Here is a 22,819-nt window from a genome sequence, read left to right as displayed (position 1 = left end):
AAATGTGACATTGCTTCAATTAATGATCTTTCCATTGTGCATATAGGTTCATTATAGTTGCTGATAAAAAAAGCGCACCTAAAGGTGCGCTTGATGACATTAAACTTGAATTATCAATTAATTTAACGTTTTAACTGTACTTCGCTCAACAATTTCAGGGTGCATTTCGAAGACGCGTTTTTCGTGGTCTTTGTCTTTGATGCGCTCTAATAGAATTTCGAATGCATTCTTACCAACACGACGTTTTGGTTGGTGAACTGTCGTTAACGGCGGAGAGAAGTATTCAGCCAGTTCGATGTTGTCGTAACCGATCACTGAGATATCTTCAGGAATGCGAATGCCTTTTTCTTGCAGGCGGCTCATTAGGCCGAGTGCCATTGTATCGTTAAAGCAGAATACCGCCGTTGGGCGATCTTCCATCTCAACGATTTGTTCTGCAGCAAGTACTGCTGTATCACACTCGAAGTTGCCTTCGATGATCATATTTTCATCGGCAGAAATCTTAGCTTCGTTGAGTGCGCGCTTGTAACCGGCAATACGTTCAACACATGCTGCTTTGTCTAAGTGGCCACTTAAACATGCAATCTTAGAGTGACCGCGTTCAATAAGGTATTTGGTCGCTAGGTAGCCACCTTCTTCAGAGTTATCGATGATCTTATCAGCCTGAGAGCTCTCAGGGCCCCAGTCCATGATAACTTTAGGGATGTCAGCGTGACGGTCTAACATCTCTCTTAGTTCTTCAGTTAGGTCAGAACACATAACTAAGATGCCATCTACACGTTTCTCTGCAAGCATTCGAATGTAGTCACGTTGCTTCTCATAGATACCGCCCGTATTACACAGGATCAAAGTGTAACCTTGACGGTAGCAGTAGCTCTCAACACCATCGATAACTTCAGAGAAGAATAAGTTAGTTGATTGAGTCACAAGCATGCCGATAGTGCGTGTGGTATTACACTTCAAACTACGAGCAACAGCACTTGGTGCATAGTTTAGTTCATCTACGGCTTTGTTTACTTTTTCTTGAGTTGCTTCTGCAACAAAGCGAGTTTTATTGATTACGTGAGAAACGGTTGTTGTTGATACGCCGGCTAAGCGAGCGACATCTTTTATAGTGGCCATGGTTTTATCCTATTAGAAGCTACTTTCCCCAAGTACGGAATAAAGTAGCCGTTAAGCTACCTAACTAAGAGCTTAAATTTGTAGGGCTCTTTGGGTACTAAAGTGCTAAAAAACAAAAAACCGCTATTGAGCGGCTTGTCTTAACACCGAAATGCTCTGAACTTTAATAAGCATAGCATTTCGTGAATGTTTCATATTTTATCGTTTGCGGTCACAATTTTAGACTGACTAGAAATTACTCGCAATAAAATTCACCCAGAAATCCGGGTGAATTGTCACATTCTACTGAATTTATTTACCTAGTCATCCAATAAGCTATTCACCAGCTAAATATTGAGTGTCTAATTGACAGAATGCGAGTAGCAAAGATGAGACGGAGGCGTAGAAACCGAATTCATCAACGTCATGACATTTCACGTTGAACTTTGGTACCCAAGTCAGCAGTTGTTGTTCGATAAACTGCTGTTGAACGGCAAATGAATTCTCTAGCTCTTCTTCAATATCCGTTTCGTTTGAACTAATGATCAAGTTACCAAGGAAATCGAGTTCGATAGCAATGTGGTCTGCTGGCTCTTTTAGATCTTGGTTCACCACTAAATTGTGCTTAGCCATGATCTCTTCCATATCTTTTGCAGGCTTATCATTCAAAAGGCCAGTTTCACCGATATACATAGAAGCGTAAGGAAGAGCACCGTGTTTATCTGTTTTTAAGAAAAGATCGCAAAAGTCTGCAGACAATTCTAGTTGAGCATCTTCACGTGTTTGTAGGCGGTTAAGCGCATCCACTAGCTTATCAATCGCTGGCTTTAGTGTTTCATTTTCGCCTAAACCAGTCAGGAAAGAACGAATTTCAACAGAGTGGTAGTGATCGAGTTCTTCTTGAGTGAGCTCTTTGGCAAATAAGCTTGATAGCCACCAGTATATTTCTGCTCTTTGCTCGTTGAACGCTTTCGTATCTTTCATTTGTTAGATCCTGACTTAGTCTTGTGATGTTACTTATATGCATCTTGAAGTCACTTGGGCATAAGCACACCAAGGCTGAATAACAAGGTTATTTGCGAAACGCAAAGTTACTCGTTAGTAGTAATGCCTATATTGAATTGCGATGGACGATAAATAGCAAGGTTTAAGATTGTCTTGTATCAAAAAAAATCCATGTTTCTGGCTTTTATCTTCTGTACTACTAGAATTGTTACGAGTTATGAATAGAATAGTCACTGAAACTATTAAATAAGAAAAGTGGTGTAGATGAGCTATCACGTATTAGTCGTAGAAGATGATGTGGTAACCCGCAGTAAACTGGTTGGATACTTCCAGAACGAAGGTTACACAGTGAGCGAAGCGGAAAGCGGCGCTCAAATGAGAAGCGTGTTAGAAGAAAACAACGTTGACCTCATTATGCTGGACATCAACTTACCAGGCGAAGATGGATTGATGCTAACTCGCGAATTACGCAGTCAATCAGACATTGGAATTATTTTAGTTACTGGACGCACGGATAGCATCGACAAAATCGTTGGCCTTGAAATGGGCGCGGACGATTACGTTACTAAACCCTTCGAACTCCGCGAGTTATTGGTTCGAGTTAAAAACCTACTTTGGCGTATTTCTGCCGCTCGTAAAACGGCAGCTGGCGCAGTAGAAGAAACATCAGACGAGTCTGTGGTTCGTTTCGGTGAGTGGACATTTGATATTCCTCGTCGTGCGCTAAGCAAAAATGGCGAGCCAGTGAAGCTGACTAAAGCTGAATACGAACTGTTGGTGGCTTTGTCTTCTTACCCTAACCAAGTATTAAGTCGCGAACGTATTCTGAATATGATCAGCCACCGAGTGGATGCACCGAATGACCGTACGATCGACGTACTGATTCGTCGCATGCGTGCAAAAATGGAATTCGACCCTAAGAACCCACAAATCTTTGTGACGGTTCACGGTGAAGGTTACATGTTCGCTGGTGACTAATGTTCTTCGTGAACTTCTAGTCAGCAACGACATATGAACGAAAAAGCCGAGACATCATTGATGTCTCGGCTTTTTTTACTTAATTGTACCGTCCTAAATGTTTTATGCGGTTTGATTATTGAGGCTGCGCTGCAGAAACGTCACCGCCATCAACTAGGCTGGACGCCTCTGGAACAACAATAGGATCTTGAATAGGGTCATTACTTGTATCAAGCCAATCGCGTAGGCTTTGCCAAACCAATCCCATGGTTTCGTGCCAATAGCGCTCAGTCTGCTCAAGGTAAAGAGCTTTTGGCATGTACTTATTCCAAGGCTCAACAATCCCTTCTTGTGCAAGGTAGTTAGTTGGTGCTGGTAGAGGTTTCATGCCGGCAGCATTGAATTCGTTCAGTGCACGAGTCATATGGCTAGCTGAAGTCACTAGCACCATTCTTTTATTCTTAACAAACGCAGCAGCTTGGCGGGCTTCTTCCCAGGTGTCTTTTGCTGTTTCAAGTAGAATGATATCAGGCTTCGCAACACCAAGTGCTAGTGCAACTTTAGCCATCATTCTTGCGTTACTTACTTCAGTGCCTGCGCCATAGCCAGACAAAATGAGTTTTGCACCAGGGTAAAGACGTAGAATACGAATCCCTTCACTTAAGCGCATCAGGCCGGTGCGGCTCAGTTCTGATGTCGGTGGAATTTGGTCATCTACGACGTGACCACTTCCGAGAACCATTACGTAATCGACGGTTTCATCGACAGGTAAAAAAGCGGTGTGTTGCCTTTCCATTGGCATTAAAAGTTGACTAGAAACTGGTTGGAAAGCGATTAGGAAAATACCACATAGGGCTGAAAGGGTGATTAGGCAACCCGTCTTCCTTTTGGTAGTAAACATCACTAGGGCTAAACCCAGAAAAGCGAGAATTAACATTGCTGGTAGTGGCATCAATAGCGAAGACACTACTTTTTTCAGCTCAAACATATCCGAATAGTCCGAAAAAACATCACTTAGTAGTAAAAAGAGACATCGCCTCTTTATTCCTGAAATTCCTGTGACAGAATAGCAGGCACGATAGGACATAATAACTCAAGTAGCCGTGACTGAAGACCGTAATTTCGACGATATTGCCCACAAATTTGCAAAAAATATTTACGGCTCTGACAAAGGAGAGATCCGTCAGATCATCGTATGGGAAGATTTAGAACAAGCTTTGAGCAAATTTGAGCATTTAGCATCACCACTGCATGTGCTTGATGCTGGAGGTGGCCTTGCGCAGATGTCGCAAAAAATTGCGTCGCTTGGGCATAAGGTTTCTTTGTGTGATCTATCTTCTGAGATGCTGAAGCTAGCAGAAGAGAGTATTAGCGAAGCGGGTTTGTTAGAGCAGTATCGATTTATCCATTCTCCGGTACAAAAAGTTGCAGAACATCTCGATGAGAAAGTCGATTTTGTGATGTTTCATGCCGTAATGGAATGGTTAGCCGATCCTAAAGAAGCGCTTGATTTATTGCTTGAACAAGTCAAACCGGGTGGCGTTGCCTCGATAATGTTTTACAACCACCACGGATTAGTCCTGAAAAATGTGATTTGTGGCAACATTCCTCATGTATTGAATGGGATGCCACATCGAAAACGGTTTAAGCTGCAACCACAAAAAGGCTTAAAGCCAGAAGAGGTTTATCAATGGGTAGAAGACGCTGGTCTAGAAATCTGTGGTAAATCAGGCATTCGCTCTTTCAGTGACTACATAGGTAATATGGAGTACATGGGCGATTACCAATTTGAAGATGTATTGGAACTAGAAAAACAGCTATGTCGCCAAGAGCCATACCTGTCGCTAGGCCGTTATATTCACGTTTGGGCTCAAAAACCTGCGCAATAATAGCGGTGAATGTGGTAAAAGAAGCCACAGCATGCGCTATGCAATCGCAAGAAGCCCGCGTCATAAAGAAATAGGCGTCATATCTAACATGTTCGATATGACGAAGAACAGTAACAGGAACCACAATGAGTGAAATGACTCAAACTGCCGAAGAGCAGCCAATTGATGAGTTGGTGGGCTGGGTCAAGCAGCATGATTTTTCATTAAATTTGCCACCAGAGCGCTTAGCATTTTTGATTGCTATCGCAGTACTAAGCAATGAAAGGTTCGATGAAGAGTTGGGCGAGGGTGAACTGCACGATGCATTTACCATCGTCACTCGACTGTTTGAAGATACTGGTGAAGCGTCCGCGTTTCGTGCCAACAATGCCATCAACGAGTTAGTTAAACAGAAGTTGATTAGCCGCTTTACCAGCGAAATTACCGATGGTGCGAGCATTTACCGTTTGTCGCCATTAGCGATTGGTATCTCAGATTATTACTTACGTCACCGTCAGTTCTCTAAATTAAAATTGTCTATCCAGCTTTCTATGGTTGCAGACGAGATGGCTAAAGCCATTGAAGCTGCGCAGAAGGGCGGAACTCCAGGACATTGGAGAAAGAACGTTTACGGCGTGCTCAAGTATTCTGTTGGTGAGATTTTCGATCAGATAGATCTTAACCAACGTGTTATGGATGAGCAGCAGCAAACCGTTAAGCAGCAAATTGCCGACCTTCTTAACAAAGATTGGCGTGAGGCGATCAACAACTGCGAAACCTTGCTATCAGAAACCTCCTCCACGCTAAAAGAATTGCAAGACACCTTGCAAGCGGCGGGTGATGAACTGCAAACACAGATCCTCGATATTCAAGAAATTGTTTACGGTGACGATGAACTCGAGTTCGTTGGCGAAACCCTATTCGGCTTGCAGATGAAGCTCGACCGAATTACTAGTTGGGGTCAGCAAGCGATCGATTTGTGGATCGGCTACGACCGCCATGTTCACAAGTTTATCCGTACCGCGATTGATATGGATAAAAACCGTGCCTTTAGCCAACGCTTGCGTCAGTCGGTTACCGACTACTTTGATGCGCCTTGGTTATTGACCTACGCCGATGCTGAAAAGCTTACCGATTTGCGTGATGAAGCCTTAGTACTTCGTGATGACGAAGTAATGGGCCAAGCACCAATCGACGTAGAATACGAAGAATTTGAGCAAGTGAATGATCTGCTTTCAGACCGAATAGCAGAGATGTTGAAAGCTCACAAACAGCAAGGTGCGCCAATTGATCTTGGCCTTGTGCTACGCGATTACCTCGCTGAACACCCTCGCACACACCATTTTGATTTAGCCAGAATTGTTGTCGACCAAGCCGTGCGCTTAGGTTACTCAGAATCTGACTATCAGGCTATTCAGCCAGATTGGCAGGCAATCAACGATTTCGGTGCAAAGGTACAAGCAAATGTCATTAACAAGTACTGATGATTACATGCCAGAGAAACTGGTAAAAGCGATAGCGAACCCATTGTTCCCTGCGCTAGACAGCATGCTGCGTTCAGGTAAGCATATTTCAACAGAAGACTTAGATAACCACGCGTTACTTTCTGATTTTGAAGTTGAGCTTCAGCATTTCTACCAACGCTACAACACCGAGCTTGTGAAAGCGCCAGAAGGCTTTTTTTACCTGCGTCCGCGTTCTACGTCGCTAATCGGTCGTAGTGTTTTGTCTGAGCTAGACATGCTTGTTGGTAAGGTACTGTGTTTTTTGTACCTAAGCCCAGAGCGTCTAGCACACGAAGGTATCTTTACTAACCAAGAGCTGTTTGATGAGTTGATGTCGTTAGCGGATGAGAAAAAACTCATGAAGCTTGCGACAAACCGTGCGTCGGGTTCTGATTTAGACAAAGAAAAGCTGTTTGAAAAAGTGCGTACTTCTCTACGTCGCTTACGTCGTATCGGCATGTTGATTGCGATTGGCGAGACGGGCAAGTTCCGTATCAGCGAAGCAGTATTCCGTTTTGGTGCTGACGTACGTGTTGGCGATGATATGAAAGAAGCTCAACTGCGTCTTATCCGTGATGGTGAAGCTGTGGTGCATACTCAAGAGCCTAACCAAGGCAGCTTGTTGAATGAAGAACAAGCGGAAGCCGTATCAGAAGTAGATGCAGGCGTAGACGAAAACGGTCAACAAGACATTTTTAACGATCAAGCTGACTTTGACCTTGAGTCAAACGACGGCGAACCAACAAAAGTAGAAGGTGAAGCATGATTGAAAGAGGTAAGTATCAATCATTAACCATGGTCAACTGGAACGGCTTCTTCGCGCGTACTTTTGATATTGATGGATTGGTTACAACGCTTTCTGGCGGTAACGGTGCAGGTAAGTCGACCACTATGGCGGCATTCATCACAGCGTTGATTCCTGACCAAAGCCTTCTGCATTTCCGTAATACAACGGAAGCGGGTAGCTCACAGTCATCTCGTGACAAAGGTCTATACGGTAAGCTTCAACCTGGCGCATGTTACGCTGCGCTGGATGTGGTGAACTCTCGTAACCAACGCCTACTGTTTGCAGTAAAACTGCAGCAAGTTGCGGGTCGTGACAAGAAAGTAGACATCAAACCGTTCGTAATCCAAGGCCTTCCAAGCCATGTGAAACCAACGGATGTGTTGATTCAGAACGTTTCCGACAGCCATGCTCGCGTATGTCAGTTGAACGACGTAAAAGCCGCGGTAGCACAGTACGAAGGCGCGCACTTCAAAGCCTTCTCTTCGATTGTTGATTACCACTCGCAAATGTTTGAATACGGTGTGGTACCGAAGAAACTGCGTAACAGCAGCGACCGTTCTAAGTTCTACCGTTTGATCGAAGCATCGCTTTACGGCGGTATTTCTAGTGCGATTACGCGTTCTCTGCGTGATTATCTCCTACCGCAAAACGGTGGTGTGAAGAAAGCATTCCAAGACATGGAATCAGCACTACGCGAAAACCGTATGACGTTAGAAGCGATCAAAACGACTCAGTCGGACCGTGACCTGTTCAAACACTTGATCACTGAATCTACGAACTACGTGGCAGCAGATTACATGCGCCATGCCAACGATCGTCGTAACAAGCTTGATCAAACCATGAAGTTTCGTGGTGAACTGTTTGGTTCGCGTGAAACCTTGCATGATCAAAATAACTTGTTGAACCGTGTTCAAGAAGAATTAGAGCTGTTGGTCGATCAAGAGTCGGCACTAGAGCAAGATTATCAAGCGGCTTCGGATCATCTTCAATTGGTTCAAACTGCACTTCGCCAGCAAGAGAAAATTGCACGCTACAGTGAAGATCTAGAAGAGCTTAATGAGCGTCTAGAAGAGCAGATGATGGTGGTTGAAGAAGCTCAAGAGCGAGTACTTCTTGCTGAAGAGCAGGCAACCATTACCGAAGAAGAAGTGGATAGCCTGAAAACTCAGCTTGCTGATTACCAACAAGCGTTAGACGTTCAGCAAACTCGTGCGCTGCAATACCAGCAAGCCGTTCAAGCATTAGAGAAAACCAAACAGTTACTTGGTGATGAGTCTATTACGGCAGAAAGTGCATTAACTCTTGTTTCTGAGCTAAAAGCACAAGAAGAATCAAGCACTCAAACGCTACTGTCTACTAAGCACAAGCTAGACATGTCTTCTGCAGCTTCTGCACAGTTCGACAAAGCACTGTCTTTAGTTAAAAGCATCGTTGGTGACGTTGAGCGTAAAGAAGCGTCTAGCAGCGCTAAGCAAGCTCTAGAAAAAGGCCGTAACGCAAAACACGTTGTTGAGAACGAACAGCAATGGCGTGCTCAGCACCGCGACATGGCTCGTGATGTGGCTCAGCAGCGTCAAGCAAAAGAGCTTGCGACTGAATACCAAAAACAACACAACATCTCACTGACTGATGAAGCGGTTTTCGATGAAGAACGTGAACGTCACGCTATGCAGATCGAGTCCCTTGAGTTCGCTCAAGAAGAGCTGCGTGAAGCGAAGAGTGAGCAACGTCGTGTACAACAAAACCACGACCAAGAGATTCAAAAACTTGAGTCAATTGCTCCTGCGTGGATCACGGCAAACGATGCACTTGAAGCTTTAAGAGATCAAACAGACGCTGAGCTAGAAGATAGCCAAGCGGTAATGACTCAAATGCAGCAAGTACTTGAAGACGAGAAATCTCAAGCGGTAGCAAAAGATCAGTTGGCAACGCGCCGAGCTGAACTTGAGCAAGAGATTGAGCGTTTAGCTTCGCCAGGTGGTTCTAACGATCCTCGCCTGAAAGGCCTGGCGGATACGCTTGGTGGCGTACTGCTTTCTGAGATCTACGATGACATCACGATCGGTGATGCGCCGTACTTTAGTGCGATGTACGGCCCAGCTCGTCACGCGATTGTGGTTTCGGATCTTGATGGTATTAAAGAGAAGCTGGTGGATCTTGATGATTGTCCAGAAGACCTTTACATCCTAGAAGGCGATGTAGACGCGTTTGATGACAGCTCGTTTAATGCCGATGAGCTTGAAGGCGCGGTATGTGTTCAGCTGAACGATCGCCAAATGCGTTACTCTCGTTTTCCTGAGATCCCACTGTTTGGCCGTGCGGCTCGTGAACAGCGCCTAGAGAAATTGCGCGAAGAGCGTGATGTTGTCGTTGAGAACCACGCGAAAGCAGCGTTTGACTCTCAAAAACTGAATCGCTTATACCAAGCATTCAACAGCTTTGTTGCGAAGCACCTACACGTTGCGTTTAACGCAGACCCAGAACAAGCACTTACTGCGATTCGTGATAAGCGCAATCAAATTGTTCGTTCTCTGGCTGAGCTTAACTCTAAAGAGCAGCAACAACGTAGCCAGCTTCTACAAAGCAAGCAGGCACTTGGTGCATTAGATAAATTAGCGCCAATGGTTCGTATTTTAGAAGACGAAACATTGGCTGAGCGCTTAGCTGAATTAGAAGCGCAACTAGAGCGTTTAAGTGAAGCTAAGTTTTATTTGAATACTCACGGTAAAGCGCTTACTTCTCTAGAGCAAATCGTATCTGCACTAGACGCTGACCCAGAGCAGTTCGAAGCTTTGGAAGCCGAATATCGTCAAGCTGATAACGCGCTACAAACTCTAAAAGGTAAAGTGTTCGCGCTGTCTGATTTGATTGAGCGTCGTCACTACTTTGCTTACGCGGACTCTGTTGATTTGCTTAACAAGAGCAGCGAACTGAGCGAACAACTGAAAGCAAAACTGGTTCAAGCGGAACAAGCAAGAACCAAAGGTCGTGATGGCTTGAAGCAAGCTCGTGAACAGATGAACCAATACAACCAAGTATTGGCGGCATTGAAGAGCTCACATCAAGCGAAGCAAGAAACGGTTCAAGAGTTCAAGCAAGAGCTTCAAGAGTTCGGTGTAAACGCTGATGAAGGCGCAGAAGAGCGTGCTGTACGTCGCCGTGACGAGCTTCAAGAGCGTCTACACACATCTCGCAGCCGTAAGAGTGAATACGAGCGTACGATTACGTCAACGGAACTTGAGATGAAAGCACTGGCTAAGCGTCTTAAGAAAGTACAGAAAGAGTACACAGAACTTCGTACCTTCGTAGTTGCAGCAAAAGCAGGTTGGTGCTCAGTACTTCGTTTAGCTCGTGAAAATGATGTTGAACGTCGTCTGCACAAGCGTGAACTGGCTTACCTAACGGCGGGTGAACTTCGCTCAATGTCGGATAAATCATTGGGTGCGCTACGTCTGGCTGTAGCTGACAATGACGACTTACGTGATTCGCTGCGTCTATCGGAAGACAACGCACATCCAGAGCGTAAAGTTCTGTTCTATATTGCAGTTTATCAACATCTTCGCGAGCGTATTCGCCAAGACATCATTCATACGGATGATCCGGTTGAAGCAATCGAAGAGATGGAAGTTGAGCTCGCTCGATTAACAGAAGAACTGACGCAGCGTGAAAATCGCTTAGCGATCAGCTCTGAGTCGGTAGCAAGCATCATTAAGAAGACGATTCAGCGTGAGCAGAACCGTATTCGAATGCTAAACCAAGGTCTGTCTAACATCTACTTTGGTCAGGTTAAGGGCGTGCGTCTAAACGTTAAGATCCGTGAAAGCCACGAAATCTTGCTGTCAGGGCTAGCGACTCAGCAAGAGCAGCACAAAGACTTGTTTGAATCAACGCGCTTCACCTTCTCAGAAGCAATGGCGAAATTGTTCCAACGTGTGAACCCACATATCGATATGGGTCAACGTTCTCCGCAAGTTCTGGGTGAAGAGTTGCTGGATTACCGTAACTACTTAGAACTCAGTGTTGAAGTTAACCGTGGTTCAGATGGCTGGCTACAAGCGGAATCAGGAGCACTTTCTACGGGTGAGGCGATCGGTACCGGTCAATCTATCCTACTGATGGTGGTTCAGAGCTGGGAAGAAGAGTCACGTCGACTTCGTAGTAAAGACATCGTTCCATGTCGCTTGTTGTTCCTCGATGAAGCAGCACGTCTGGATGCGAAATCTATCTCTACGTTGTTTGAACTGTGTGACCGTCTAGGTATGCAGCTTCTGATTGCAGCCCCTGAGAACATCAGCCCAGAGAAAGGTACAACCTACAAACTGGTACGTAAGGTCTTCAAAGATCACGAACATGTACACGTTGTTGGTTTGCGAGGTTTTGCTCAAAACAAACCTGCATCTCCAGTGCAAGAGCTTATCGAAGAAACTGAGCAATAAGCTCGATAGCGATTCAACGATACTAATTCATAGCCCCTAATCATTAGGGGCTTTTTAGTACCTAAGTCTAGCGTTCTGCAATTGTTCTAACTCCCTTTGTGCAATCCACTTAATATACTTCGTGTCTAGCCCTCTTTGACTTACTGATAAGACCACTCATACATTAGGGTTAATCTCAATAGAACTTGTTTGAAGTCACACGCACAAAACCACAATTAATGTATGGTAATGATATGACAGTAGTGTCTGCACACTGCTGAACGACTTATTAGTATTTTTGAGCGTGACTATTACGCAAACTGGAAGGTAGGACTCAATATGATTCAAATCGTTATTGATGGGAAATTTCGAATCGTCGAACAAGGACAAACCGTACTTGAAGCGGCAAAAACATGTGGTTTAGAGATCCCATCTCTATGTGGTTTGAACAAAACAACTGATAAGATTCCATGCGATTTATGTGTCGTCGAGATTGATGGTGTGGGTATGAAGCGCTCGTGCGAGCTTGAAGTGTCCAATGGGTTGAATATTACGACTCAGTCAAAGCAGTTGACCAACCATCGACAAGAAGCGTTGAACCGCATCATGACAGACCACTATGCAGATTGTGAGGCACCATGCCAAACTGCGTGCCCTGCAGGAGTCGATATTCAATCTTACCTGTATCATATTGCTCAAAATGATCATACCAAAGCCATCGAAGTGATTAAGAAAACACTGCCGATGCCGCTATCGATTGGCCGTGTTTGTCCTGCCTTTTGTGAAACAGAGTGTCGAAGAAACTTAGTCGATGATTCGATTGCGATTCGCCAACTCAAGCGACACGCAGCCGATGCCGATTTGGCTGCTCAAGAGAGCTACATGCCAGCGAAGAAACCCAATAAAGGTAAAAGCATTGCGATTGTTGGCAGTGGCCCTGGTGGCTTAACAGCAGGCTATTACCTATCTAATGAAGGTTATGATGTCAGTGTTTATGAGTCGATGCCCCAAGCTGGTGGCTGGCTGCGTTACGGTATCCCAGAGTATCGCTTACCTAAGTCGATTCTAGATAAAGAAATCGAACTGATGTGTCGTAATGGGATGTCGGTAGAGTGCGACAAGAAGCTCGGTGTTGATTTTACACTGTCTGATTTGAGCAACGATTTTGATGCGGTTTGTTTAGCCGTTGGTGCATCACAAGCTGTCGAGATGAATTATCCCGGTAGCGAGCTTGGCGGCTGTTATCTAGGCGTCGATTACCTTAAAGATTACGTGACCGATCAACAGTATGTCACCGGTAAAAAAGTTGCAGTGATCGGTGGCGGTAACACCGCGATTGATTGCGCTCGAACCGCAGTGCGTGATGGTGCGGATACCACGTTGATTTATCGTCGTACTCGAGAGGAGATGCCAGCAGAAGATTACGAAATTGAAGAAGCTGAGCATGAGGGTGTGAAGTTCCACTTCTTGACTAACCCGGCCGAAAATATAGCTGATGACAATGGTCATGTATCTAAGATTCGATTAGAACGTATGGTACTGGGTCCTGCTGACGCTTCTGGTCGTCGTAGCCCTAAACCAACGGGTGAGTTCTTTGTTGAAGCGTTTGATACGGTTATCGCTGCGGTGTCACAAAAGCCCGACCTAAGCTTCATGGATAACGAAGAGATTGATATCCCTCTAACACGTTGGAACACCGCAGATGCTGATCCGCAAACCATGCATACCGGAACCGGAAATATTTTCAGTATTGGTGATTTCCGACGCGGCCCCGCAACCGCAGTCGAAGCCGTTGGCGATGGACGCATTGCAGCGCAGGCTATCGATCGTTTCTTCCACGGCGACATGGATAACATTCCGGCTAAACCGTTTAACTCTAGAAAGCACAAGCAGCTCAAAGGGATCGATCCTGAGCAGTACAAATCTATTCAGCGCATAGCGCGTAAGATCATGCCAGAGCTAACTCCTGAGCAGCGCGAGCAAAGTTTTGAGGAAGTAGAAACAGGCTTTGATAATGCTGATGCAATCGCTGAAGCTGCAAGATGTCTAGAGTGTGGCTGCCAAGCCAATACCGATTGCGACCTGCGAGACTACTCGACTGAATACAAGGCAACGCAAACACACCCAGAATACAAAATCGATGTGACTTCGAATGAGAGTTGGCAGGCGATTCGTGCAGAAGAAGCGAAGATCGGTTTAACCAGACAAAAATTCGCGGTTGATGATAGCTCTGAATTCATTATCTTTGATGCTAACCGCTGTATCAGTTGTGGTCAGTGTATCCAAGCATGTCGCGAGCAGAATGTTCATGGCGTTCTTAGCTTCATGAATCAATCCGATGGAAAGCCAGCTTCAAGGCCTGAATGTCGTCCTAATTTTGGGGCAGACAAAACGTTAATGGGCGACTCTAACTGTGTTCAATGTGGCTCTTGCATTCAGGCGTGTCCAACCGGTGCAATGGTCGATGCGAGAGATAGAAAGCAAGGCGACACAGACGTACTTAAGAAAGTCGATACCATCTGCACCTACTGTGGTGTGGGCTGTAAACTGACCATGCATGTAGACGAAGCGAAGAACAAAATCCGTTATATCGAGGGCGGTGATTCTCCGGTCAACGAGGGCATGCTGTGTGTTAAGGGACGTTTCGGTTTCGACTTCGTCGGCAGTGATGCCCGCCTTACAACACCGTTAATTCGTAAAGATGGCTGGTTACAACCAGCGAGTTGGGAAGAAGCCATTACGCTGATTGCCGATAAGTTCACGGCTATTAAACAAGGTTTTGGTAGCAATGCTCTAGCGGGTTTCTCATCGGCTAAAACCACCAACGAAGATAACTATGCCTTCCAAAAATTCATACGTCGCGAACTAGGCACCAATAACGTCGACCATTGTGCTCGCCTTTGTCATGCCTCGACGGTGACTGGACTTGAAGCATCGTTAGGCAGTGGAGCGATGACCAATGATATTCCAAGTATCAAGCATTCTGATGTGATCTTTATTATTGGTTCGGATACCACGTCAGCGCACCCAATTATTGGTTCGCACATTAAGCAGGCGGTGAGACATGGTGGAGCGCGATTGATCGTTGCCGATCCAAAACGAATAGATATTGCTGACCATGCTGAGCTTTACTTAGCGCACCGACCGGGTACCGATGTAATGCTGATCAATGGTGTGATGCAGCAGATCATCAAACATGGTTGGTATGACCAAGAGTATATCGAAGATCGTGTGGACGGCTTTGATACCTTGCTTCAAGAGGTGATGTCACCAAGCTATTCGCTAGAAAAAGTGGAATTGGTGACTGGCGTTAAAGCGGAAGACATCTTCGCAATGGCACGATTGATTGGTACTGCAGAACGAACAGCGGTGTATTACTCGATGGGTATTACCCAGCACACTACTGGGCATGACAACGTACGTTCAATCGCCAACCTGCAACTCTTGTGTGGCAACATCGGTATTGAAGGTGGTGGTATCAACCCGCTGCGTGGCCAATCGAATGTGCAGGGTGCATGCGATATGGGCGCGTTGCCAAATAATCTTCCGGGTTATCAGAAAGTGTATAACCCAATGGTTCGTCAAAAGTTTGCGATGGAGTGGGGCGTTACTGATCTACCCGCTGAAACGGGGTTAACGCTGACCGAGATTATTGATGGCGCGTGTCATCGAGATGTTCGTGGTCTGTACGTAATGGGCGAGAATCCAGTGCTGAGTGACCCGAACCAAGCGCATGTGATTGAAGGTCTTGAAGCGTTAGATTTCTTAGTAGTTCAAGATATTTTCTTAACCGAAACTGCTCAATATGCCGATGTGGTTCTTCCGTCTTGCTCGTTTGCTGAAAAGTCTGGTCACTTTACCAATACCGAGCGTCGTGTTCAGCGTATTAACCCGGCGGTATTGCCTCCAGGTGAAGCGAAAGAAGATTGGGTGATTATCCAAATGCTAGCCAACGCAATGGGCGGTGGTTGGGACTATAACACCGTTGCCGATATCACCAATGAGATAGCACGTGTAACACCACAGTATGGTGGTTTACGTTGGGAGAACATTACGGTCAATGGCGTGCAATGGCCGAGTAATAAGAATAACCCTGATGGCACTCGTATCATGCACCAGACCCAATTTACCCGTGGGCGTGGTCAAATGGAGGCGATTCCGTTTAGATACGCTGCTGAGCTACCGGATGAAGAGTATCCGTTAGTTCTAACGACAGGGCGTATCTTAGAGCAATTCCATACAGGCACTATGACGCGTAAAACCAAAGGCCTGGATAACTTAGCGGGGCCACGTGCAATGGTCAGTGTTCACGATGCTGAAGCGTTAGGAATCTCGAATGGTCAGATGCTCAAGGTGTCGACACGTCGTGGTGAAATAGAAATCGCGGCGTTTGTGACTAAGCGAATGCAAAAGGGTGTGGTGTTCATTCCATTCCATTTTGTTGAATCGCCGGTTAACCGTTTGACGACCACAGCGACCGACCCACACGCTAAGATCCCTGAGTTTAAGGTGGCGGCGGTGCGGATTGATCCAATTCGAGAGCCTGTAATTGAATCTACAGAGACTTAACCTAATCCGCTAATTTAACCGCAGATACTAAAAAGCCGCGTAACTCTCAGAGTTATGCGGCCTTTTTTATAAGCTCTATTAGGTATCAAGTGACCTAGTCAGCAAATCGCTTAGTTTGGAACAATCTCGTTACCGTGAACACCGAATTGCTTGGCAGCGTATGCAACGCGCTCTGCTGGTTTCGGGTATTCAGCCGGTGTACCAAGGTTCTCAATATGGTGCAATCGAGGCAATAAACCTGCGCCGTTCGCGATTTGGATAGCCAAACCTGGACGTGCGTTAAGCTCAAGTACCATTGGGCCTTCTTCTTGGTCTAGAACCATGTCAGTACCCATGTAACCAAGACCTGTCATTTCCCAAGCGCTTGAAGCTAGTGTTAGCAGTTTTTCCCAGTGTGGTACCTGAAGTAGCGCCAACTCTTTACCCGTATCTGGGTGGTGAGTTACTGGGTGGTCAAATTGAACCGCACGAACGGCTTTACCCGTCGCAATACAAATACCTACACCTACAGCGCCTTGGTGTAAGTTAGCCTTACCGTCGGAAGCCGAAGTAGATAAACGCATCATCGCCATCACAGGGTAGCCCTTGAATACGATGATTCGTACATCTGGCACACCTTCGTAACTGAAGCCATCAAAACACTCATCAAACTTGATGAGGTTTTCAACTACCGCAACATCGTTCTTACCACCAAGTGAGAAAAGACCGGCAAGAGCGTTACTTATGTGACGCTCTACGTCTTCTTCATTGATAGTAGCACCCGATGGCTTAGTGTAAACGCCGTCCTTGTGAGAAGTCACAACAAGGATTCCTTTACCGCCGCTGCCTTGAGCTGGCTTGATTACGAAACCCGGCCACTCTTTTACCATCTTGTGGATTGTTTTTACTTCAGCTTGATGACCAATAACGCCAATCAGTTTTGGCACAGTAGCGCCAGCCTGTTCAGCAATGATTTTAGTCTTAAGCTTGTCATCAACGAGTGGATACTTGGAACGATCATTGTAGCGACCAATATAACTATGGTTACGCTTGTTCATTCCCATTATGCCTTTGTCTTTCAACCTAAACGGTGAAGTAAACTGATCAAACATAACTTAGTCCTCCGCTAGCGGTTTAAAGCGACGAAGCTCGGTTAGACGGTATCCTGTGTAGTTACCTAGTAGCAAGATGGTCGCTAGAATAACAAGTTGTAAACCAATAAAGTTAAACGTTAAGTGCTGAATGAACGGGTTAGTCATGCCTAAGTAAACAAGAACCGCAGTAAATAGAGAACCACCACCTTGCAGCATTACTTCTTTCGCGCCTTCTTCTTCCCATAGGATAGACATACGTTCGATAGTCCAAGATAGGATAATCATTGGGAAGAACGTAATGGATAGACCTTCAGTCAGACCCACTTTAAACGCGACCACAGTGAATACAGAAATAATCATGATTACCGTGATGATTACGGCGGATATCCTGGCGACCAGTAGCAAGTTGAGTTTGGACAAGTAACTTCGAATAATCAGACCCGTACCTACGATAAGTAGGAAGCCGACAATACCCGTTACCAATTGTGTTTGCACAAAGGCTACCGCAATCAGTACTGGCATGAAGGTACCAGATGTTTTCAGACCGATGATGACACGGAGGAACACAACAATCAGAGCACCGATAGGAATCAGCATGATGGTTTTAAACATCGCTTGTTCTTCTAGCGGTAGGCTGTGAATCGATAGGTTCAATAGCTGGTCTGCAGATACCTTACTGTTGGTTGCTTCCGTTGGTGAAACCTCTTGAGCAATCATAGAGAAGTGAACTTTACTGTTCTGACCGCCAACAACATCCAGTAGAGAAACGTTTGATTCGTCCCAGATGAGTAGGTTTGGTTGAACTTGTTGTTCGCTTGATTCCGGAGAGAACAGAATCCACTGGTCGTTATCCCAGATCTGAATCATGTTTTGAATCGACTGACGACGACGGCCGTCTTCTAGCTCGATAACACCAACGACTTTGTTGTGTATTTTCGCTGCTGAAAGTAGCTTGTGTGTCGCTTCCACTTTAGTCATGTTATTCAGAATAAGCGCTGAGTTTTGGCTGTCTGGATCGTTAAGTGTTTTGATGAGCTCACGGGTAAAAGTGAGGTTGTCTGCAGAACGCTTTGTCGCTCTATCAATCAATGCAAAAGAAGCGGCTTCTTCAGGGCCGTCGAAGCTTGGCTGTGCGACTTCGCCTTCTGGCGGTATAGCATCAACTTTTGCTTGGTTGTCGACTAGGAATTGTGTTTTGTAGTAGATAGTTTGAGGGCCATCTGCGTATCGAATAGACCACTCTGCGCGGCGACCTGATTCGGTATTCAAGTAAGAGATACCATAACCTGGCGATGAAGCCGATTCGCCGATAAGTGTGTAGTTAGACTGAGTATGAGGAGCCGCTAAGGAAACTTTTGCTTCTTTGCCTACTGCGTTGAACTCGATGCGAGCTTCAACGTCCCAAACCTGTCTGGTTTCCCCTGGAGTCCAAGGTACACCGTAGGTCGTATGTCTGAACATACTCAGTGTTATACCTGCCACGATAAGCAGGAATATAGAGATATAAAATGGAATTCTTGACGTCATAGCTTACCCTACTATTGTTATTTAACTTCCGTTTGTACGTACTTTTTACTTACATCTACTAGCGCTATGTCTTTGATAAATTCGCGCCCTAATAGTACAGGGTGACTCATTTGAGAGCGATCCGCCAATGTAAATTGCGCTTTTTCATGGATTTTTCCAACTTTCACCCATAATTCGATCACAGCTCGACGTTCTGCCTGATCATTGGTTGATTGACGGATTTTTACATAACGTACAACAGGCGCTTCAATCCATTTCTGGTCTTCTTCCGCTTGGGCTTTATCGTCTAGGTGGAATTTAACCCAGTTCTTGCCGTTACGTTCGAATTCTTTGATATCGACAGCGTTTAAAGAAGAGGTGGTTGCGCCTGTATCCACTCGTGCATCAAAGCTTTGCTTAATAGAGTCGATAGACACTTTTTCAATGCCGCCAAGGATAGTCGGTTGTGATGTAGGAGCGATAGGGGCCGCTGCAACTGCTACGGGTTCTTCTTCCTCTAGCTGTTCAATAACCTTGTGTTCCATGCTCGTTAGATGGACATCTAATTGGCTAGAAAGGGTAGTAATTTCGTCTTCTAAGCTTTCAATATAATCACTTTGATTGCTTAGTTGCAGTTCAAGATTTTGAACCTTATTTGCGATGTTTGTCTCTGAGCGGGCAATAGCATCGAGAGTTTCTTGGTGGTAGGTGGCACCGTTAGTCAGGGTACAACCAGAGAGCAAACCAACCGCCACAATCGGCGATAATCGCTTAAACATAAAAAAACCTTTGAGAATTAGAGAATAGTTCAGACTATTTAGAAGTTTAGCCCACAAAAAAGGATGCGTGAAGCATCCTATTGTAAGAGTCTGGTCATATTGAATCGCAATGTGAGCGCTACGCCAATTATTGCTATTTGAAATAGCTCACTTATTAAACATAAGTCAATTTTTGTTCAATTTGTGAGCTCAGGAAGAAAAGTTCATCGCGAAATCAACGGTGACTTTTTGACCATGGCAAGCCATTGTTTTGCTGTCTTATATAGGCTTGTGTTTTATTTACTCAATATGCCACTGCTTTGTGGGCAGAGATTCTATGGCTTTGTTGCTACCAAAATCGCACGTCTTGGCGCTGGGTGGCCTTCAACCGTTTTACCTGGATCGTTCGGATCTAGATAATCTGGTAGAGAGTTGTGCGTCATCCATTCTGTGGTGCGTTGTTCACCAATTGTCGTGACATTTTCATCAACGATACGTACGTCTTCAAAGCCAACTTGTTCCAGCCAGCGTTTTAGTGCGCGAGCTGAAGGGAAGAAGTACACGTTTCTCATCTGTGCGTAACGGTCAACAGGGACCAGTACCGCATTTTCATCGCCTTCAATTACTAAGGTTTCAAGAACCAGTTCACCGCCAGACACCAATTGGTCTTTTAGCTGAATCAAGTGGTCAAGTGGCGAACGACGGTGGTAAAGCACACCCATGCTGAATACTGTGTCGTAGGCTTCTAGCTTTGGCAGCTGCTCGATACCTAGAGGTAATAGGTGAGCACGTTGGTCATCGCCCATTAACTTACGAATTGCTTCAAACTGAACCAAGAATAGATGAGAAGGGTCGATACCAACCGTTAAGCGAGCACCTTCACCGAGCATGCGCCACATGTGGTAACCATTACCACAACCTACATCGAGAACCGAACGGTTTTTCAATGGGGAGATATGTGGAAGCACACGATCCCATTTCCAGTCACTACGCCACTCAGTATCGATATGAATATCGTGAACCGTGTAAGGGCCTTTTCTCCATGGGTGGAACGTCTTTAATAGGCTTTCTAGCTTTTTAAGCTCACCTGTGTGAAATGGTGTTGAGCTGCCAATCGTCACTGAGTTCTTCAGGTCAACTTGGTCTGGTACACCTTGTGGAATCTTGTTTAGTGCACGTAACCAACGGTCGAAGTCACCGTGCTCTGCATTTTGCCAATCTGTCAGTTGCTGTGGCAGAACATTGAGCCACGGCTGAAGGCGAGTGTCTTGGGCAATAAGTTGATAAAAATTGGCAAAATTAAACATAGTTTTTCACTGAGTTAATAGGGGCAATAAACCCTAAAATAAAAATTAAATTTGTCATTTCCTACAGTGAGGATGACGTTCTAATACGAGCTGACCAGGTTTGTAGGCTACTTAATCGCGAACATTGAACCAAAGTTGAAACATTGGAACCAAACTTCGCTGCTTGAGAAGCCAATCTTATCAAATCGTTCTCTGTGAACAGGGATCGAGTCTGGGCGCATTACGTTTTCAATTGCGCTGCGTTTCTGGCTGACTTCCAGTTCGCTGTATCCGTTAGCACGCTTGAAATCGTGGTGCAGGTCGATAAGCAGTTCGTTTGAGCTTTCGTCTTCGAATACGTATTTTTCTGACAGGATTAAGATCCCGCCAGGGCGCAGGCCTGCATGAATTTTTTCAAGTAGAGCGTATCGATCGTCTGGCGACAGGAATTGCAGCGTGAAGTTAAGTACCACAACCGAAGCGTCTTTGATCTCCACTTCACGAATATCGGCTTCAATCACCTCTACTGGTGTGTCACTACGGTAAGCATTAACGTGCAATTTACAGCGCTCAACCATGGCTTCTGAGTTATCGATAGCGAAAATCGTGCAGCCTTCTTGCTGAATGTGACGACGCATAGAAAGTGTCGCCGCACCAAGCGAGCAGCCAAGGTCGTAAATATTTGAATGTGGCTTTACAAAGCGCTCAGCCAGCATGCCGATTGCAGAGATGATATTGCTATAGCCAGGCACCGAGCGTTGAATCATATCCGGAAATACTTCAGCAACCCTTGCATCAAAGGTGAAGTCTCCAATTTTATCAATAGGAGCGGAAAAGATATTGTCTGTGTTGCTCATGGCATTTTCTCTCGACAGTCAGCGTAATTGGCACAAAATTCATACCAAATAAAAGGGGACGTATTTTACGTAAAAAAAGCGCCACTGTCACGAAAACTGAGATTTAGCTCAAGGTTCGAAGTTGCTGATAGGTGATGGGTTAAAACATCGAGATTTGATTATTGCCTTTCTGAGCCGGAAACTGAGCCAGATCAGGTAATAATAATGATGTACTTTCAGACACTTGCTTTTGTAGTTGTTTATAAATTGCGATTGCAAGTTCGGGTGCGTGATTATTGTCTGGTGTGTGGATCATTAAATAGGGCTGCTTGCCTTCATTAAGCCAGTTTGGGATTTTGGCAAACCAAGGCTTAAAAAACTCAATATTAGGTTCTTGGTCTGGGTGACCAATAAATCGAATCATTGGGTTATTGGCGGTCGCAATGGCATGAACAGGAACACGGGGTTTTTTCTGGTGTGCATCGATCACCGCTTCTGTGGTTGGTGGCGCAGAAAAAACGGGGCGGCTGTCCATAATGATGCGATTGATGCCTTCCTCTACCAGCCATTGATTGAAGCGCTTTTCCGCATCGCCTTTATCAAAGAACCCCAAGTGGCGAACTTCGACGCCAAGCTGCATATCTTTTGGGAACAAGGTACAAAACTTTTGTAGGGCAGGCAGCATGCTGGGTTCAAAACTGTGTGGTAGCTGAATCGTCCATTGACCAATGCGATCATGCAGTGGCGACATAGTCATTAAGAACTCTTTGAGTTCTGCTTGGCAGTGCCTGAGTTGTTGCTGGTGGGTGATGAATTTAGGTAGCTTGAAAGTGAACTTGAAATCATCATGACTGGCGGCTTTCCAGTTATGAACTGTCGACATACTTGGCGTCGCGTAAAAGGTCGTGTTGCCCTCAACGGTATGAAAAACTTGCGCGTACTTCTCTAAGCGTTCAGCAGGCTTTGTTCCTTTTCCGTAGAACTGACTTTGCCACTCAGAATGAGACCACATGGTTAATCCAAGTCTTAGAGGTAAAGTGTCCATCGTTTTTGCACCATTGGTCATCACATTACTGCTTTTAATCGAAATGAAAATCTACTGTACGAGAGTTTTGCTGATTAAGGTACTTTCGAGATATAATTATCGCAATTT

At 45.3% G+C, this 22,819-nt stretch carries 15 protein-coding genes; 6 read left to right on the top strand and 9 right to left on the bottom strand.

The features are described from left to right. Positions 1-117 precede the first annotated feature (117 nt). Both purR and torD read right to left on the bottom strand, forming a co-directional pair. Positions 118-1,122: an HTH-type transcriptional repressor PurR gene (gene purR, locus CWO27_RS02130; protein ID WP_017062096.1), complete on the bottom strand. Its 1,005-nt coding sequence runs from the start codon at positions 1,120-1,122 to the stop codon at positions 118-120. A gap of 315 nt (positions 1,123-1,437) precedes the next feature. Further along, positions 1,438-2,085 carry a molecular chaperone TorD gene (torD, locus tag CWO27_RS02125; RefSeq protein ID WP_102432935.1) on the bottom strand — a complete coding sequence of 216 codons (648 nt, stop codon included), beginning with the start codon at positions 2,083-2,085 and terminating at the stop codon, positions 1,438-1,440. 285 nt (positions 2,086-2,370) lie between these two features. On the opposite strand from torD, the gene torR reads away from it, so the two are divergent. Next, positions 2,371-3,084: a two-component system response regulator TorR gene (gene torR / locus CWO27_RS02120; RefSeq protein WP_048659668.1), complete on the top strand. Its 714-nt coding sequence runs from the start codon at positions 2,371-2,373 to the stop codon at positions 3,082-3,084. A gap of 115 nt (positions 3,085-3,199) precedes the next feature. Here torR and elyC read toward each other — a convergent pair whose 3' ends face one another. Continuing rightward, positions 3,200-4,051 (bottom strand): envelope biogenesis factor ElyC, encoded by an 852-nt coding sequence (elyC, locus tag CWO27_RS02115; RefSeq protein WP_048659667.1) that lies wholly within the window; start codon positions 4,049-4,051, stop codon positions 3,200-3,202. A gap of 115 nt (positions 4,052-4,166) precedes the next feature. Here elyC and cmoM point away from each other — a divergent pair, with 115 nt between their 5' ends. The 5 genes from cmoM (at position 4,167) to fdhF (ending at position 16,207) form a co-directional block, all read left to right on the top strand. Further along, positions 4,167-4,952, top strand: coding sequence for a tRNA uridine 5-oxyacetic acid(34) methyltransferase CmoM (cmoM, locus tag CWO27_RS02110; RefSeq protein WP_102432934.1), 786 nt, complete (start codon positions 4,167-4,169; stop codon positions 4,950-4,952). A 125-nt stretch (positions 4,953-5,077) separates the two neighbouring features. Then, entirely contained in the window at positions 5,078-6,415 is a 1,338-nt protein-coding gene (mukF, locus tag CWO27_RS02105; protein WP_102432933.1) for a chromosome partition protein MukF, read from the top strand. Further along, on the top strand, positions 6,396-7,202 hold the full coding sequence (gene mukE / locus CWO27_RS02100) for a chromosome partition protein MukE (protein WP_048664682.1): 807 nt from the start codon (positions 6,396-6,398) through the stop codon (positions 7,200-7,202). The genes mukF and mukE overlap by 20 nt, the downstream gene beginning before the upstream one ends. Beyond that, a complete protein-coding gene (mukB, locus tag CWO27_RS02095) occupies positions 7,199-11,659 on the top strand; it encodes a chromosome partition protein MukB (RefSeq protein WP_102480695.1) in 4,461 nt (1,486 codons plus the stop codon). Before mukE ends, mukB begins: the two co-directional genes overlap by 4 nt. A gap of 318 nt (positions 11,660-11,977) precedes the next feature. Beyond that, positions 11,978-16,207, top strand: coding sequence for a formate dehydrogenase subunit alpha (gene fdhF, locus CWO27_RS02090; RefSeq protein ID WP_107898498.1), 4,230 nt, complete (start codon positions 11,978-11,980; stop codon positions 16,205-16,207). 110 nt (positions 16,208-16,317) lie between these two features. Here fdhF and CWO27_RS02085 read toward each other — a convergent pair whose 3' ends face one another. The 6 genes from CWO27_RS02085 to CWO27_RS02060 form a co-directional block, all read right to left on the bottom strand. Next, the gene (locus CWO27_RS02085) at positions 16,318-17,298 is read right to left on the bottom strand and encodes an alpha-L-glutamate ligase-like protein (RefSeq protein ID WP_102432930.1); all 981 of its coding nucleotides are present in this window, start codon (positions 17,296-17,298) and stop codon (positions 16,318-16,320) included. A gap of 3 nt (positions 17,299-17,301) precedes the next feature. Then, entirely contained in the window at positions 17,302-18,807 is a 1,506-nt protein-coding gene (locus CWO27_RS02080; RefSeq protein WP_048659662.1) for an inactive transglutaminase family protein, read from the bottom strand. Positions 18,808-18,824: 17 nt separating this feature from the next. Further along, entirely contained in the window at positions 18,825-19,565 is a 741-nt protein-coding gene (locus CWO27_RS02075) for an ATP-dependent zinc protease family protein (protein ID WP_102432929.1), read from the bottom strand. A 314-nt stretch (positions 19,566-19,879) separates the two neighbouring features. After that, the gene (gene cmoB / locus CWO27_RS02070; RefSeq protein ID WP_102432928.1) at positions 19,880-20,851 is read right to left on the bottom strand and encodes a tRNA 5-methoxyuridine(34)/uridine 5-oxyacetic acid(34) synthase CmoB; all 972 of its coding nucleotides are present in this window, start codon (positions 20,849-20,851) and stop codon (positions 19,880-19,882) included. A 107-nt stretch (positions 20,852-20,958) separates the two neighbouring features. After that, positions 20,959-21,687, bottom strand: coding sequence for a carboxy-S-adenosyl-L-methionine synthase CmoA (gene cmoA / locus CWO27_RS02065; protein ID WP_017062083.1), 729 nt, complete (start codon positions 21,685-21,687; stop codon positions 20,959-20,961). A gap of 139 nt (positions 21,688-21,826) precedes the next feature. Further along, positions 21,827-22,732, bottom strand: a complete 906-nt coding sequence (locus CWO27_RS02060) for a DUF72 domain-containing protein (RefSeq protein ID WP_170960839.1) — start codon at positions 22,730-22,732, stop codon at positions 21,827-21,829. Positions 22,733-22,819 lie beyond the last annotated feature (87 nt).

This window comes from Vibrio sp. 10N.286.51.C3 (assembly GCF_003050065.1).
In the GTDB taxonomy this organism is placed as follows: domain Bacteria; phylum Pseudomonadota; class Gammaproteobacteria; order Enterobacterales; family Vibrionaceae; genus Vibrio; species Vibrio crassostreae.
The sequence above is the reverse complement of the archived record's forward strand: the minus strand, read 5'-3'. Positions and strand labels throughout refer to the sequence as shown.